Here is a 16,393-nt window from a genome sequence, read left to right as displayed (position 1 = left end):
ACTTCTACCTTTCTTAAAGCGACGAGTATTTCTTGCGCAGACGCTGACGGATCAGTTCTGCGAGGGTGTTCATGACGAAGGTGAACAACAGCAGCACCAGCGCCGAGAGGAACAGCACGCGGTAGTGGCTGCCGCCGACTTCCGACTCGGGCATTTCCACTGCAACGTTGGCGGCCAAGGTGCGCAGGCCTTCGAACAGGTTCATTTCCATGACCGGGGTGTTACCGGTGGCCATCAACACGATCATGGTTTCACCGACCGCACGGCCCATACCGATCATCAGTGCCGAGAAGATGCCCGGGCTCGCGGTGAGGATCACCACGCGGGTCATGGTCTGCCACGGCGTGGCACCGAGGGCCAGGGAGCCCAGGGTCAAGCCGCGAGGCACGCTGAACACGGCGTCTTCGGCGATGGAGTAGATGTTCGGGATGACCGCGAAGCCCATCGCCAGACCGACCACCAGGGCGTTGCGCTGGTCGTAGGTGATGCCCAGGTCGTGGGAGATCCACATGCGCATGTCGCCGCCGAAGAACCAGTTCTCCATGAACGGGCTCATGTACAGCGACAGCCAGCCTACAAACAGAATCACAGGAATCAGGATCGCGCTTTCCCAGCCGTCCGGCACTTTCAGGCGGATCGACTCAGGCAGGCGACTGAAGACGAAACCGGCCACCAGAATACCGATCGGCAGCAACATCAGCAGGCTGAAGATGCCCGGCAAGTGCCCTTCCACATACGGCGCAAGGAACAGACCGGCGAAGAAGCCGAGGATCACCGTCGGCATCGCTTCCATCAGTTCGATCACCGGCTTGACCTTGCGGCGCAAGCTCGGGGCCATGAAGTACGCGGTGTAGATCGCAGCAGCAACGGCCAGTGGAGCGGCCAGCAGCATGGCGTAGAACGCGGCTTTCAGGGTTCCGAAGGTCAGCGGCGACAGGCTCAGCTTGGGTTCGAAGTCGGTGTTGGCGGCAGTCGATTGCCAAACGTATTTAGGCTCGTCGTAGTTCTCGTACCAGACCTTGCTCCACAGCGCGCTCCACGATACTTCCGGGTGCGGGTTGTCGAGCAGCAGCGGGTGCAACTTGCCGCCGGCTTCCACGATCACGCGGTTGGCGCGCGGCGACAGACCGAAAACGCCTTGGCCTTCTGCGACTGGCTCCACCAGCAAGGTGCGGTGGGCAGTGCTGTGGAACACGCCAAGCTTGCCGGAAGCGTCGAGGGCAACGAAGCCCTTGCGGCGCTCTTCGGCGGTGATTTCAACGATAGGCGTGGTGCCCATCTGGAAAGTGCGGATCTGCTTCAGGCGTTGCTCGCCATCCGGATCACGGGCCATGAACCACTGGGCCAGACCACCTTTTGAGTCACCGATGATCAGCGAGATGCCGCCCACCAGCTGGGTGCTGGCGGTGACTTGCGCTTCACCGTCTTCAAGCAGTTTGTAGCGACCGTTGAGGCTCTTGTCGCGCAGGCTGAACACGTCGGCCTGGGCACGCCCGTTGATCACATACAGCCACTGCTGACGCGGGTCGACGAAGATGTTCTTCACCGGCTCGTTCATCTGCGGCAGGTCGATGCGTTTCTGCTCGTTGGTGACTTCGCCGGTCATCATGTTCTCTTCGCTGGTCAGCGACAGAACATTGAGTTGCGAACCGGTGGCGCCGACCAGCATCAGGGTCGAATCGTTGGCATTGAGGCTGACATGCTCCAGCGCACCGCCGGCTTCGTTGACCGCGATCGGCGTTTCGCCATACGGGTACTCGACGGCCGGGGTGATGGTTTTCTTGCCTTCCGGGTAACTGACTTTATAAGTGTGACGGAACACCAGTGCCTGACCGTTGGACAGACCCACCGCCACCAGCGGGTGACCTGGCTGGTCTTCACCGATGGAGGTCACGGTGGTGCCGGCCGGGATCGACAAATCGACGCGCTTGAGTTCAGCGCCACTGTCGATGTCGAAGAACAATGCCTGGCCCTTGTCGGAAACCCGCATCGCAACCTGGTTCTGCTCTTCCAGGGAGATCATCAGCGGCTTGCCGGCGTCTTGCATCCAGGCTGGCGTAATGGCGTCCTTGGACGTCAGGCTGGCACCCTGGAACAGGGGCGCGACGACGTAGGCAAGGAAGAAGAAGATCAAGGTGATCGCGCCCAGTACAGCGAGGCCGCCTACGAGGACGTACCAGCGGGTCAGGCGGTCTTTGAGCGCGCGAATGCGGCGCTTGCGTTGTAGCTCAGGCGTATTGAAGTCAATTCGCTTGGGGGGATTAGTAGTCATGTTGGAATTGGCCAGATCATTCATGCGCACACCCTAGCGATCCTGTATGACAGAAAGATGACAATGCAGTGACGCAACAGATCCGCCGCTAGCGGTAACCAGCAGTGGATAGAGAATTTGAGGTGTATGGGGGCGGCTCCTGCCGCCCCCATGTGAGTCCAGAGGGGGTCACTCTAGACTCAATTTGTTACTTTTTTGCGACTTCAGCGCCGCCTTCCGCCAGACCCAGGTCAGCCAGAGCTTTGGCAGCTACTTTGGCCGGCAGTGGGATGTAACCGTCTTTCACTACAACTTCCTGACCCTGTTTCGACAGAACCAGTTTCACGAACTCGGCTTCCAGCGGGGCCAGAGGCTTGTTCGGAGCTTTGTTCACGTATACGTACAGGAAGCGGGACAGCGGGTACTTGCCGTTCAGGGCGTTTTCTTCGGTGTCTTCGATGAACTCGGTGCTGCCCTTCTTGGACAGGGCAACGGTTTTCACGCTAGCGGTTTTGTAACCGATGCCCGAGTAACCGATGCCGTTCAGCGAGGAGCTGATCGACTGAACGACCGAAGCCGAACCTGGTTGTTCGTTCACGTTTGGCTTGTAGTCGCCTTTGCACAGGGCTTCTTCCTTGAAGTAGCCGTAGGTGCCGGATACCGAGTTACGACCGAACAGTTGAACCGGCTTGTTGGCCAGGTCGCCGGTGACGCCCAGGTCACCCCAGGTCTTGACTTCGGTTTTAGCGCCGCACAGACGAGTGGACGAGAAGATCGCGTCGACTTGTTCCATGGTCAGGTGCTGGATCGGGTTGTCCTTGTGGACGAATACAGCCAGGGCGTCCACTGCAACCGGGATAGCGGTTGGCTTGTAGCCGTACTTCTGCTCGAAGGCAGCCAGTTCGGTGTCCTTCATCTTGCGGCTCATCGGGCCCAGGTTGGAGGTGCCTTCAGTCAGCGCAGGTGGCGCAGTGGCGGAGCCAGCGGCCTGAATCTGGATGTTTACGTTCGGGTATTCTTTTTTGTAGTTCTCGGCCCAGAGGGTCATGAGGTTGGCCAGAGTGTCGGAACCAACGCTGGACAGGTTGCCCGACACACCAGTGGTCTTGGTGTAGCTCGGGATAGCAGGGTCAACAGCGGCAACCGCGTTGGCAGTCGCAACGCCAGCAGCGACAAAAGTCATTGCCGCCATCAAACGCTTCAGTTTCATGCCTTACTCCTAGCAGATAGGGTGTGTTATTCGGGGCCAAGTATCAGCAGGCCGTGTGAACACTCTATGGCTGAAATATGACAATTGGATGAAAGGCCAGCACTCCGCTAAGAAGGCTGGCCTTTCAGTTGTAACTGTAGATGTGAGGAGTGCTGTGATCGTTCGCTGTCAGCGGCCCTTCTTCCAGAGATATGCACCTACCAGAATCCCCACCCCACACAGCACCGCCACATAATAAGCAGGTCCCATCGCACTTTCCTTGAGCAACAGGCTGACGATCATCGGCGTCAGGCCACCGAAAATCGCGTAGGCAACGTTGTACGAGAACGACAAGCCGCTGAAGCGCACCACCGGCGGGAACGCTTTGACCATCACGTACGGCACCGCGCCGATGGTGCCGACCAACAGACCGGTCACGGCATACATCGGGAACAGCCAGTCGGGATGGTCGGCCAGACTGTGATAGAAGGTCCAGGAGCTGGCCAGCAGCGCGGTACAGCCGATCACGAAGACTCGTCCCGCACCGAAGCGATCGGCCAGTGCGCCGGCAATGATGCAGCCAAAGCTCAGGAACACGATCGCCACGCTGTTCGCCTGCAGGGAGGTGGTAGGCGAGAAGTGATAGACCGTCTGCAACACAGTCGGGGTCATCAGGATCAACACCACGATGGCGGCCGACAGCAGCCAGGTCAGCAGCATCGAAATGGCGATGGCGCCACGATGGTCACGCAGCACCGCCCGCAGCGGCACTTCTTCGGCCAGGGCCTTGCGCTGTTGCAGCTCGGCGAACACCGGGGTTTCGTGCAGCCAGCGACGCAGGTACACCGAGAACAGGCCGAACACACCTCCGAGCAGGAACGGGATTCGCCAGGCGTAATCCGACACTTCCACAGAGGTATAAATGCTGTTGATCGCCGTGGCGACCAGGGAGCCTAGAAGGATGCCCGCCGTCAGACCGCTGGTCAGGGTGCCGCAGGCGTAGCCGACATATCGCTGCGGAACGTGTTCGGAAACGAAGACCCAGGCCCCCGGCACCTCACCGCCAATGGCCGCGCCCTGGATTACCCGCATCAGCAGCAACAGGATCGGTGCCCACATCCCGATCTGCGCATAGGTCGGCAGCAGGCCCATGATCAGCGTCGGCACGGCCATCATGAAAATGCTCAGGGTGAACATTTTCTTGCGGCCCAGCAGATCGCCGAAGTGCGCCATCACAATGCCGCCCAGCGGCCGCGCCAGGTAGCCGGCGGCGAAGATGCCGAAGGTCTGCATCAGGCGTAGCCACTCGGGCATGTCCGCCGGGAAGAACAGCTTGCCCACCACCGTGGCGAAGAACACGAAGATGATGAAGTCGTAGAACTCCAGCGCGCCGCCCAGGGCAGACAGCGATAGAGTCTTGTAGTCGTTGCGGGTCAGCGGGCGTGCGGGTTGCTCTGGCTGCGCGATGCTCGAGGGCGCTGTGGTCATGGCAAGGGCTTCTCTTATAGTCGGATCTGCAACCTCAACAACGCTGGCTGAGGTTTGGGCAGGTCCGGCACGATAGCAAATTGTTCGAAAAAGCACATAGAGGTGCGTTTTTGACAGTCAAAATGAGAACCGGACGGTCGTCGCGGAGTCTACCGACCGATATACTCAAACCTTGCTCCGGTTTTTTAGGGGTTGCTGTGCGAAAACGCCTGTCAGGTTCATAGGCGATTTCGCAGAGTTTCCCTTTAGGCGCCTTATGGAAAACGTGACGAACGTAGTATGTTCGGTGCTGAATCGTTTTTCCCGAAGACGGCTACCACCAGCAATACCAACGAAGAGTCACGGGTCAGAGGCACCCCCGGCATGATAGAGCTCGAACAAGAAGATCCGATCCCGCAAGGCGACCTGGCCCTGCAAATCACCGCGCTCCCTCGCGAAACCAACGGCTTTGGCGATATTTTCGGCGGCTGGCTGGTGGCGCAGATGGATTTGGCAGGCACCGCGATGGCCAGCAAGGTCGCTGGCGGACGCGTTGCCACCGTCGCGATCGACCGCATGGCATTTCTGGTTCCGGTGGCGGTGGGCGCGCAGCTCTCCTTTTATACCCAGGCCCTGGAAATCGGTCGCAGCTCGATCAAGATGATGGTCGAGGTCTGGAGCGACGATCCGCTGTCCAGCGAGTGGCGTAAAGTAACCGAAGCGGTGTTTGTGTTCGTTGCCATCGACGGCAGCGGTCGCACCCGTTCGGTTCCGCCTCGGGCTCGCTAAACCTGGCAGCCGTTTTGCGGTCGATAGTCGTCCACTTTACTGATCGAGAGCTGTCCCATGAGCACGCCCAATGTTGAAGCCGTAAAACTGGATGAACTGAACTGCTGGCGCATCCGCCACGGTCAGGCCGAATTACTGGTGGCCCAGCAAGGCGCACACATCCTCAGCTATCAACTGGCTGGCCAGCCGCCGCTGATCTGGCTCAACGACGAGGCCGTGTTCAAGACCGGCAAGAGCATCCGTGCCGGCGTGCCGGTGTGCTGGCCGTGGTTCGGCAACTTTGCGCGCAACCCGCAAAGCGTTCAGGCGATGCACACCAGCAATGAAGCGCCGTCGGCTCATGGCTTCGTGCGAGCGATGGATTGGGAGCTGGGCGGCATAGAAGCCGAAGGCGAAAGCCTGAAGGTCGAATTCCTCCTGCCCTACCCCGAAGGCGGCTTTCCCGGCTGGCCGCACCAGGTGGATTTGACGTTGAGCATTCGCCTCGACGAGCAATTGCATATCCAGCTGACCAGCCACAACCGGGGCGCCGAAACCGTCAGCATCAGCCAGGCGTTGCACAGTTATTTTGCCGTCAGCGATGTGCGCGAGGTGCATGTCGAAGGTGTGGATGGCTTGAGCTACATCGAAACCCTGGAAGACTGGAAAACCAAGCAACAGTCCGGTGATCTGCGTTTTACCGGCGAGACCGATCGCATCTATCTCGATGCACCACCGCAGTTGAGCATCGTCGATCTAGCCTGGGAACGGCGCATCGTGCTGACCAGCACCGGCTCGCGTACGGCGGTGATCTGGAACCCGTGGATCGACCGCGCCGCCGCGTTCAGCGACATGGCCGACGACGGCTGGCAGCGCATGCTGTGCATCGAGACGGCGAACGTGATGGGCGATGTGGTGACGCTCGCAGCGGGCGCGAGCCACACCTTGGGTGTCAGCATCGGTAGCAAACCGCTTTAAGATCAAAAGATCGCAGCCTTCGGCAGCTCCTACAGAGATCGGTGTAGGAGCTGCCGAAGGCTGCGATCTTTTTGTCTACTTGATTACAGATCCGACTCTTTCACTACTCTGACCTTCTGCGCATCCAGCGCATACGCCGCATCGGCGAGGTCATTGCTGACCTTCTCGACTTTCAGCGTACCGGTGACCCACAGCGGCGTGTAGATATCGTTCAGCTTCAGGCCCTTTGGATAGCGCACCAGCACCAGTTGGTTGGGTGGCGGCGGTGGCACATGGATGCACGCGCCCGGATACGGCACCAGGAAGAACAGCGTACTGCGGCCCTTGGCGTCGGACTCCAGCGGCACGGGGTAACCGCCAATGCGGATGTTCTTGTCGTTCATCGACGCAACGGTCTTTGTCGAGTACATCACCGCCGGCAAGCCTTTGGCCTGCTTCATCCCACCCTTGTCGGTGAAAGTGCCATTGGCTTCAGGGGAGTTGTGGTCGATTTCAGGCATGGCCTCGAGGGCCTTCTGATCCGACTTGGGCATCAATTCGAGCCAGTCGGTTTCTGGCAATTCGCCAGCATGGGCAAAGCCCGAACCCAGTAAAACAAGAGTCAGTAAAAGACGGCGCATGAAGGTGCTCGGTAAAGGGAAGAACAGGAAACGCCGAGCATTCTAGCCCTCCCGGCCAGTTTGGCGGAGAGGGCTTGTCGCCTGGATCAGTTCTTTTTGACCAGCCCGTAGATCACCAGCAGCACTACGGCGCCCACCAGCGCACCGATGAAGCCTGCTCCTTGGCCAGCCTGATAGATGCCCAGGGCTTGACCGCCGTAAGTCGCCGCCAGCGAACCGCCAATACCGAGCAGGATGGTCATGATCCAGCCCATGCTGTCATCGCCCGGTTTCAGGAACCGTGCCAGCAGGCCGACAATCAAGCCGATAAAGATGGTTCCGATGATTCCCATGGCATTTCCCTCTGAATGAAGTGGCTATGCGAAAGCCTAGTCAGACTTTGGCATCCTGCCATGAGAGAACGGCGGTCCCTGAATGGTTCCGCCGCTGCCACATGAAACTATTCGGCGATCAGCGCTTCGACCTTGAGGATCTGCACGGTCAGCGTTTCGCGATCCGCACAACGCAAGTTGGCGTGACCGACCTTGCGGCCGACCTTGAACGCCTTGCCGTAGTGATGCAGATGGCAATCGGCGATGGCAACGACCTTCTCGGTGTCCGGCACTTTGCCAATGAAGTTGAGCATCGCGCTTTCGCCGACCTTGGCCGTCGAACCCAACGGCAGACCGGCAACGGCCCGCAGGTGGTTTTCGAACTGGCTGCACTCGGCGCCTTCGGTGGTCCAGTGCCCTGAGTTGTGCACCCGGGGGGCAATTTCGTTGGCCTTGAGGCCACCGTCGACTTCAAAGAACTCGAACGCCATCACGCCGACGTAATCCAGCTGCTTGAGCACACGGCTGGAGTAGTCTTCGGCCAGAGCTTGCAACGGGTGATCGGTGCTGGCCACGGACAGCTTGAGGATGCCGCTTTCGTGGGTGTTGTGTACCAGCGGATAGAAGCGGGTTTCACCGTCGCGGGCGCGCACGGCGATCAGCGAGACTTCACCGGTGAACGGCACGAAGCCTTCCAGCAGACAGGCCACGCTGCCCAGTTCGGCGAAGGTGCCGACCACATCTTCAGGGGTGCGCAGGACTTTCTGGCCCTTGCCGTCGTAACCCAAAGTACGGGTTTTCAGCACCGCCGGCAGACCGATGGAAGCCACGGCGGCGTCCAGGTCGGCCTGGGACTGGATGTCGGCGAACGCCGGGGTAGGAATCCCCAGATCCTTGAACATGCTCTTCTCGAACCAGCGATCGCGGGCGATGCGCAGGGCTTCAGCGCTCGGGTAGACCGGGACGAATTGCGAGAGAAAAGCCACGGTCTCGGCCGGAACGCTTTCGAACTCGAAGGTCACCAGATCGACTTCATCGGCCAGCTGACGCAGGTGATCCTGATCGCCGTAATCGGCTCGCAGGTGTTCGCCCAACGCGGCTGCGCAGGCATCCGGCGCAGGGTCCAGAAAAGCGAAGTTCATGCCCAGCGGAGTGCCCGCCAGCGCCAACATGCGGCCCAGTTGGCCGCCACCGATTACACCAATCTTCATCGTCAACAACCTCAGGCGATGCGTGGGTCTGGATTGTCCAGGACGCTGTCTGTCTGCTCAGCACGGAAGGTTTTCAGCACCGCGTGGAACTGCGGGTGCTTGGCGCCCAGGATACTCGCCGACAACAGCGCTGCGTTGATCGCACCCGCCTTGCCGATGGCCAGAGTGGCAACCGGAATGCCTGCTGGCATCTGCACAATGGAGAGCAGCGAATCAACGCCCGAAAGCATAGCGGACTGCACGGGTACGCCCAGCACCGGCAAGTGGGTCTTGGCCGCACACATGCCTGGCAAGTGGGCCGCGCCACCGGCACCGGCGATGATCACCTCGATGCCACGTGCCTCGGCTTCTTCAGCGTACTGAAACAGCAGGTCCGGGGTGCGGTGGGCAGAAACCACTTTCACCTCGTAGGGTATGCCGAGCTTTTCCAGCATATCGGCGGTGTGGCTAAGGGTGGACCAATCGGACTTGGAGCCCATGATCACGCCAACCAGTGCACTCATCGTCGTGCCTCTTCTCTCTGGGCGCCCGCAGGCGCGTCAAAAAACAACAAGCCACGCAGGATGCGTGGCTTGATTGTACGAATTATGGCCGGTCGTAACCGGCCGAAGGCCGCGCAGTATACCTCAATGAAGCAGATAAACAGCCCCCGATACGACCATCTGTCATACGGCGCAAAGTGCCGGTTTTATTGACTCGAAGGTCAGCCAACGCTCAACACAAAACACCGTGGAACTTGATCCCGATCCTGATTGCTCCAAACAACAAAACCTCCTGTGGGAGCATTTGGTGGTTTCAAGAACCGGTTGTGCCTTGGGCCGCACCACCTTCCAACTTGCGCCACAACAACCGCACATTGGCCTTGCGCACCAGCGCGCAGCGATACAGGCGAATCTCCAACGGCACATGCCATTGCGGGCCGCCGCAGACCACCAGTTCACCGCGTGCCAGTTCGGCGCGCACGCTCAGTTGCGGCACCCAGGCGATGCCCAGGCCTTCCAGGGCCATGCTTTTGAGGCTGTCAGCCATGGCGGTTTCGTAGATCGTGGTGAAGCGCAGCGCCCTTTGGCGCAGCAGCATGTTCACCGAACGGCCGAGAAACGCACCGGCGCTGTAGGCCAGCAACGGCACGCTGCCTTCGCCTTCCAGATCGAACAGCGGTTTGCCGTCGGCGTCGGCGGCACACACCGGCAGCATTTCGGTGTGGCCCAAGTGCAGTGACGGGAAGATTTCCGGGTCCATCTGCATCGCGGCATCCGGGTCGTAGAAGGCCAGCATCAGATCGCAGCCACCTTCGCGCAAGGCATGCACCGCGTCACCCACGTTGGTCGCAACCAGTCGCGTGGCGATGTTCAAGCCTTCGTTGCGCAACTGTGCGATCCAGCGCGGAAAGAAACCCAGCGCCAGGGAGTGTGCGGCAGCCACCTGCATTACCTCGCCCTGCCCGCCTTCCAGGTGATGCAGATGGCGCAACACTTCGCCGAGCTGCTCGACCACGGTGCGTGCGGTGACCAGAAACAATTGCCCTGCCGCTGTCAGTTCCACCGGCGTGCGTGAACGATTGACCAGCGTCAGCCCCAGCGCCGCTTCCAGGCTGCGGATTCGTCGGCTGAACGCCGGTTGCGTCACGAAACGCCGCTCGGCGGCCTGGGAGAAACTGCGGGTGGCGGCCAGGGCACTAAAGTCCTCCAGCCATTTGCTTTCCAGATTCATCACGTCCTCCCGGGCACGCACCAATTTAGGTCACACGTCCGCCATCAAGCCGGCGTCACACGGGCATTATGCCGAATATGCATAGCCTAGTGTTTAACAGCATTGGCCCAAAATTCTCCACAGGCCTAGCATTCGCAGTGTTCCGGCACAGACCGGGTCCATATTGAGATGATTTCTATCATGTCCTCCGCTGCATCATTCCGCACAGAAAATGACCTGCTTGGCGCCCTCGAAGTACCGGCTCAAGCGTATTACGGTATCCAGACCCTGCGAGCGGTGAATAACTTCCGCCTTTCGGGCGTTCCGATTTCGCACTACCCGAAACTGGTTGTCGGTCTGGCCATGGTTAAACAGGCCGCCGCTGACGCCAACCGTGAGTTGGGTCACCTGAGCGAAGCCAAGCACGCTGCCATCAGCGAAGCCTGTGCACGTTTGATCCGCGGCGACTTCCACGAAGAGTTCGTGGTGGACATGATTCAAGGCGGCGCTGGCACTTCGACCAACATGAATGCCAACGAAGTCATCGCCAACATCGCACTGGAGGCCATGGGTCACCAGAAAGGCGAATACCAGTACCTGCACCCGAACGACGACGTGAACATGGCGCAGTCGACCAACGACGCGTATCCAACGGCGATCCGCCTGGGTCTGTTGCTGGGTCACGATGCCCTGCTCGCCAGTCTCGACAGCCTGATTCAGGCGTTCGCGGCCAAGGGTGAAGAATTCAACCACGTCCTGAAGATGGGTCGTACCCAACTGCAAGACGCCGTTCCGATGACCCTGGGTCAGGAATTCCGTGCGTTCGCCACTACCCTGGGTGAAGACCTGGCACGCCTGAAGACTCTGGCACCAGAAGTGCTGACCGAAGTGAACCTGGGCGGTACCGCGATCGGCACCGGCATCAACGCCGACCCGCGTTACCAGCACCTGGCCGTTCAGCGTCTGGCAGTGATCAGCGGTCAACCGCTGGTACCGGCCGCCGACCTGATCGAAGCCACCTCCGACATGGGCGCCTTCGTGCTGTTCTCCGGCATGCTCAAGCGTACCGCGGTCAAGCTGTCGAAGATTTGCAACGACCTGCGCCTGTTGTCCAGCGGCCCACGCACCGGCATCAACGAGATCAACCTGCCGGCACGTCAACCAGGCAGTTCGATCATGCCAGGCAAGGTCAACCCGGTTATTCCGGAAGCGGTCAACCAGGTGGCGTTCCAGATCATCGGTAACGACCTGGCGCTGACCATCGCGGCCGAAGGCGGCCAGTTGCAACTGAACGTGATGGAGCCGCTGATCGCCTTCAAGATCTTCGACTCGATCCGCCTGCTGCAACGCGCCATGGACATGCTGCGCGAGCACTGCATCGTCGGCATCACCGCCAACGAAGCACGCTGCCGTGAACTGGTCGAGCACTCGATCGGCCTGGTCACCGCGCTGAACCCGTACATCGGCTACAAAAATGCCACCCGCATCGCCGGCCTCGCTCTTGAAAGCGGCCGCGGCGTGCTGGAACTGGTGCGTGAAGAAGGTCTGCTCGACGAAGCCATGCTCGCCGACATCCTGCGCCCGGAAAACATGATTGCTCCGCGTCTTGTGCCCCTGAAGGCATAACCCGACGCGTTATTTGTAGCACCGCTCACCAGGTCGAGGGACTAGACACCTCTCACCTTTTGAGGGCCTGGAGATCAATCTCCAGGCCCTTTTTTTTAACTGTTTTGTAGGAGCGAGCTTGCTCGCGAAAGATGTTTAACGATAACGCGTAAACCTGATGGCCAACGGCGCCCTTGAGTTTTTCGCGAGCGAGCTCGCTCCTACAGGAGCCAGACGCCAGTAACGACAGGTGCTTCAAAGGCTTCGCTTCACCGAATACACCACAACCGTGCAGACGGACGGCACTGTCATCGGTATAGTGCCGCCCCTCTTCGCATGAGCGGTCGTCGGTAGCGAGGCCACAACCCATGCGAAACCCGAACTAATAACAAACCCGTGATATGAAACCGGGACGAACTTCGAACCACCCATTGTGCCGTGCGCCAAGGGGTGTAACTCGATGTGTCTGTCCGGCCAGCATTGTTGCCTACACAAAAAACAGCGAGGAATAATCCATGCTCGAAGTCATTAACGACTTCCTCTCAGGGAAAGTACTGATCGTGCTCATTGTCGGGCTCGGTAGCTACTTCACGATCCGCTCGCGTTTCGTTCAATTGCGTCACTTCTTCCACATGTTCGCGGTGTTCCGCGACAGCCTCAAAAGCAGCGCAGGGCAACTGAGCTCGTTCCAGGCCCTGATGCTCAGCCTCGCCGGCCGCGTCGGTGCGGGCAACATTGCCGGGGTCGGCATTGCCGTGACCCTCGGTGGCCCCGGTGCCGTGTTCTGGATGTGGGTGACCGCGCTGGTCGGCATGTCCAGCAGCTTCTTCGAATGCTCCCTCGGCCAGCTCTACAAGCGCTGTGACTCCGACGGCACCTTCCGTGGCGGCCCGTCCTATTACATCCAGCACGGCCTGCAAAAACGCTGGCTGGGCATGCTGATGGCGTTCTTGCTGCTGGTGACGTTCGGCTTCGCCTTCAACGGTCTGCAAGCCCACGCTGTGACGCACTCGTTGAACAATGCGTTCGGCCTCGACACCACATACACCGGCATCGGTCTGGCCGTGTTGCTGGGCCTGGTGTTCATCGGCGGGATCAAGCGCATCGCCAAGGTCGCCGACCTGTTGGTGCCGGTGAAAACCCTGGTGTACATCGGTGTGACCCTCTACGTGATCGTGCTGCAGTTCGACCATGTGCCGGGCATGCTGATGACCATTGTCAAGAGCGCTTTCGGTCTGGACCAGGCCTTTGGCGGCCTGATTGGCAGCGCCATTGTCATGGGCGTGAAACGTGGAGTGTTCGCCAACGAAGCAGGCCTGGGCAGTGCGCCGAACGTGGCGGCGGTTGCGGCGGTCGAGCACCCGGTGGCACAAGGTGTGGTGCAGGCGTTCAGCGTGTTCCTCGATACCTTTGTGATCTGCACCTGCACCGCGCTGCTGATCCTGCTTTCCGGCTTCTACACCCCGGGCTTCGAAGGCGACGGCATTGCCCTGACCCAGAACTCGCTGGCCGCCGTGGTCGGTGACTGGGGCCGGATGTTCATCTCCGTGGCCCTGGCGTTGTTCGTGTTCACCTCGATCCTCTATAACTACTACCTGGGCGAGAGCAACCTGCGCTTTTTGATCGGTGAAAACCGCAAGGCGCTGATGGGCTATCGCGCACTGGTACTGGTGCTGATTTTCTGGGGCGCCATCGAAAACCTCGGCACCGTATTTGCCTTCGCCGACATCACCATGACCATGCTCGCGTTCGTCAACCTGATCGCGCTATTCCTGCTGTTCAAGGTCGGCATGCGCATCCTGCGTGACTACGATGACCAGCGCGCCGCTGGGATCAAGACGCCGGTGTTCGACTCTGCCAAGTTCCCGGACCTGGATCTGGATCGCCAGGCGTGGCCGGCCAACCCGCCAGCCGCTGTCGGCAAGACTGAAGTTGAGTCGCAAGGTGTGCCTGCAGCGCAACGCTGACAGGTGAAATGACAGGCGCGCCCCCAGCGCCCGTCAGTTAAAGTTCGAAAAACTGGGGGAGCGAGCAAGCTCGCTCCCCTAGGAACTCTTCCTTTCGGAGATTCTTCATGAATTCGTCGACCTACCCTGCCGCCCAGCACGTCATGGTGCTCTACACCGGCGGCACCATCGGCATGCAGGCCAGCGCCCATGGCCTGGCCCCGGCGTCCGGTTTCGAAGCGCGGATGCGCGATTATCTGCACAGCCAGCCTGATCTGGTGGTGCCGCAATGGCGCTTCCGTGAAATGTCGCCGCTGATCGACAGCGCCAACATGACCCCGACGTATTGGCAGCAGCTGCGTGAAGCGGTGGTCGACGCAGTGGATGTGCAGGGCTGCGACAGCGTGCTGATCCTGCATGGCACCGACACGCTGGCCTACAGTGCCGCCGCCATGAGCTTCCAGTTGCTCGGCCTGCATGCCCGCGTGTGCTTCACCGGCTCCATGCTGCCGGCCGGCGTCACCGATAGCGATGCCTGGGAAAACCTCGGCGGCGCGCTGGTTGCACTGGGCCAGGGCCTCGCGCCGGGCGTGCATCTGTACTTCCATGGCGAACGGCTGGACCCGACCCGCTGCGCGAAGGTACGCAGTTTCGGCCGCCATCCGTTCAAGCGCCTGGAGCGTCAGGGCGGTGGCGTGAAGGTGCCTTCTTTACCAACACAGCTGAATTACAACCAACCCAAACAATTGGCGAACGTCGCGGTGCTGCCGCTGTTCCCCGGCATCAGCGCCGAGGTGCTGGATGGTTTGCTCGACAGTGGCATTCAGGGCCTGGTGCTGGAGTGCTACGGTAGCGGCACCGGTCCGAGCGACAACCCCGGGTTTCTCGCCAGCCTTGGGCGTGCGCGGGACAAGGGTGTTGTAGTAGTGGCCGTCACGCAATGCCACGAAGGCGGGGTTGTACTGGACGTCTATGAAGCCGGCAGTCGCTTGCGTGGCGTTGGGGTGTTGTCCGGTGGCGGCATGACCCGTGAGGCGGCGTTCGGCAAGTTGCATGGGTTGTTGGGTGCGGGGCTTGAAACGGACGAAATCCGTCGGCTTGTCGAACTCGACCTGTGCGGTGAACTGAGCTGACACCACACCACCCTTGTAGGAGCGAGCCTGCTCGCGATAGCGGTCTACCATTCACATTGATGTGACTGATCCACCGTCATCGCGAGCAGGCTCGCTCCCACAGGGGACATCACCCGGCATACAACTTGCTGCGCTCCAGCTATCCCAAGGCTGGAAGTCCTCATGCTCCACTCCCACCTCACCACGCTCAACGCGGTCTCCCTGGTACTCGATGCCTTCAGGGCACAAGGCTTGTCCAGCGAAGCGCTGCTGGCCGGCAGCGGCATCAGCGCGGCGGATCTGAACCGTGCCGACACACGCATCACCACCAATCAGGAAATGCAGGTCTGTGCCAACGCCGTTGCTCTCAAACGTGACATCGGCCTGGAACTGGGCCGGCGGATGCACGTTTCCTGCTACGGCATGCTCGGTTACGCCCTGCTCACCAGTGCCACCTTCGGTGACGCTTTGCGTCTGGCGATGCGTTATCCGGCGCTGCTGGGAACACTTTTCGAGTTGAGCCTTGAAGACGATGGCGAGCGCATCTGGTTCGCCGCCGCTGATTACCGCGAGAGCCCGGCCATGGCGGTGTTCAACGCCGAATTCTGCCTGGTGTCGCTGAAAGTCACCTGCGACGACCTGCTCGGCCATCCCCTGCCGTTGCTCGGCGCCCGCTTTGAACACGCCGCCCCCGATTACGAAGCGACCTACGCCGAACACTTCAATTGCCCGGTGCACTTCGGCGCCCGTAACAATGCCTTTGCCTTCGACAAGCGCTGGCTCGACCAGCCACTGCCGCTAGCCGACATCATCACCCACCAGGCCATGGCCGAACGCTGCCGCAAACAGAACATCGAGTTCACCGGGCGCCAGGCGTGGCTGGGACGGATCCGCCAATTGCTCAGCGCGCAATTGAATGCGGCGCCGGGGCTGGAGGGATTGGCCGAACAAATGAACTGTTCGGCGCGGACCTTGCGCCGGCATCTCAAGGACATGGGTTGCAGCTATCAGGAACTGCTCGACGAACTGCGCTTCGAGCAGGCCAAGCAAATGCTTTGCGAGGATCAGTTGCCGATCTATCAGATTGCCGAAGCCCTGGGTTTCAGCGAGACCGCGAGTTTTCGGCATGCGTTTGTGCGCTGGAGTGGTGTGGCGCCGAGTCAGTTTCGGCCACACGGATAAACCCTGTAGGAGCGGGCTTGCCCGCGAAGAGGCCAGCGCATCCAACGCATCTGTATCGCCG

The 16,393-nt window shown here is 60.3% G+C and carries 14 protein-coding genes; 6 read left to right on the top strand and 8 right to left on the bottom strand.

Annotated elements, in window-relative coordinates:
• Positions 1-13: 13 nt before the first annotated feature.
• The 3 genes from AC1DWG_RS00960 to AC1DWG_RS00950 all read right to left on the bottom strand — a co-directional run bounded on the left by AC1DWG_RS00960 (position 14) and on the right by AC1DWG_RS00950 (position 4,928).
• The gene (locus tag AC1DWG_RS00960) at positions 14-2,296 is read right to left on the bottom strand and encodes an ABC transporter permease subunit (protein WP_477763057.1); all 2,283 of its coding nucleotides are present in this window, start codon (positions 2,294-2,296) and stop codon (positions 14-16) included.
• A 163-nt stretch (positions 2,297-2,459) separates the two neighbouring features.
• On the bottom strand, positions 2,460-3,461 hold the full coding sequence (locus AC1DWG_RS00955; protein WP_007992839.1) for a phosphate ABC transporter substrate-binding protein PstS: 1,002 nt from the start codon (positions 3,459-3,461) through the stop codon (positions 2,460-2,462).
• A gap of 168 nt (positions 3,462-3,629) precedes the next feature.
• Entirely contained in the window at positions 3,630-4,928 is a 1,299-nt protein-coding gene (locus AC1DWG_RS00950; protein WP_477763058.1) for an MFS transporter, read from the bottom strand.
• 363 nt (positions 4,929-5,291) lie between these two features.
• On the opposite strand from AC1DWG_RS00950, the gene AC1DWG_RS00945 reads away from it, so the two are divergent.
• Together AC1DWG_RS00945 and AC1DWG_RS00940 are read left to right on the top strand one after the other, a co-directional pair.
• A complete protein-coding gene (locus tag AC1DWG_RS00945) occupies positions 5,292-5,696 on the top strand; it encodes an acyl-CoA thioesterase (RefSeq protein WP_007942704.1) in 405 nt (134 codons plus the stop codon).
• A 57-nt stretch (positions 5,697-5,753) separates the two neighbouring features.
• Positions 5,754-6,653 carry a D-hexose-6-phosphate mutarotase gene (locus tag AC1DWG_RS00940; protein WP_477763059.1) on the top strand — a complete coding sequence of 300 codons (900 nt, stop codon included), beginning with the start codon at positions 5,754-5,756 and terminating at the stop codon, positions 6,651-6,653.
• Positions 6,654-6,736: 83 nt separating this feature from the next.
• Here the strand turns inward: AC1DWG_RS00940 and AC1DWG_RS00935 are convergent, their stop codons facing one another.
• The 5 genes from AC1DWG_RS00935 to AC1DWG_RS00915 form a co-directional block, all read right to left on the bottom strand.
• Positions 6,737-7,273, bottom strand: coding sequence for a DUF3299 domain-containing protein (locus AC1DWG_RS00935; protein ID WP_477752244.1), 537 nt, complete (start codon positions 7,271-7,273; stop codon positions 6,737-6,739).
• Positions 7,274-7,359: 86 nt separating this feature from the next.
• Positions 7,360-7,605, bottom strand: a complete 246-nt coding sequence (locus tag AC1DWG_RS00930) for a GlsB/YeaQ/YmgE family stress response membrane protein (protein WP_007928514.1) — start codon at positions 7,603-7,605, stop codon at positions 7,360-7,362.
• Between the two features lie 107 nt (positions 7,606-7,712).
• On the bottom strand, positions 7,713-8,795 hold the full coding sequence (locus AC1DWG_RS00925; RefSeq protein ID WP_477787139.1) for a 5-(carboxyamino)imidazole ribonucleotide synthase: 1,083 nt from the start codon (positions 8,793-8,795) through the stop codon (positions 7,713-7,715).
• 11 nt (positions 8,796-8,806) lie between these two features.
• Complete coding sequence (gene purE, locus AC1DWG_RS00920; protein ID WP_046038893.1) at positions 8,807-9,298, bottom strand: 5-(carboxyamino)imidazole ribonucleotide mutase; 492 nt, start codon at positions 9,296-9,298, stop codon at positions 8,807-8,809.
• Positions 9,299-9,590: 292 nt separating this feature from the next.
• Complete coding sequence (locus AC1DWG_RS00915) at positions 9,591-10,508, bottom strand: LysR substrate-binding domain-containing protein (protein WP_008045548.1); 918 nt, start codon at positions 10,506-10,508, stop codon at positions 9,591-9,593.
• A gap of 180 nt (positions 10,509-10,688) precedes the next feature.
• Here AC1DWG_RS00915 and AC1DWG_RS00910 point away from each other — a divergent pair, with 180 nt between their 5' ends.
• From AC1DWG_RS00910 to AC1DWG_RS00895, 4 genes are all read left to right on the top strand, one after another.
• Positions 10,689-12,113, top strand: coding sequence for an aspartate ammonia-lyase (locus AC1DWG_RS00910; RefSeq protein ID WP_046038891.1), 1,425 nt, complete (start codon positions 10,689-10,691; stop codon positions 12,111-12,113).
• Between the two features lie 494 nt (positions 12,114-12,607).
• Positions 12,608-14,059: an alanine/glycine:cation symporter family protein gene (locus AC1DWG_RS00905; protein ID WP_477787138.1), complete on the top strand. Its 1,452-nt coding sequence runs from the start codon at positions 12,608-12,610 to the stop codon at positions 14,057-14,059.
• 107 nt (positions 14,060-14,166) lie between these two features.
• Complete coding sequence (locus AC1DWG_RS00900; RefSeq protein ID WP_477763061.1) at positions 14,167-15,171, top strand: asparaginase; 1,005 nt, start codon at positions 14,167-14,169, stop codon at positions 15,169-15,171.
• Positions 15,172-15,333: 162 nt separating this feature from the next.
• Complete coding sequence (locus AC1DWG_RS00895) at positions 15,334-16,332, top strand: AraC family transcriptional regulator (protein ID WP_477763062.1); 999 nt, start codon at positions 15,334-15,336, stop codon at positions 16,330-16,332.
• Positions 16,333-16,393: the final 61 nt, after the last annotated feature.

Source organism: Pseudomonas sp. P4_B3 (assembly GCF_056402295.1).
The sequence above is the reverse complement of the archived record's forward strand: the minus strand, read 5'-3'. Positions and strand labels throughout refer to the sequence as shown.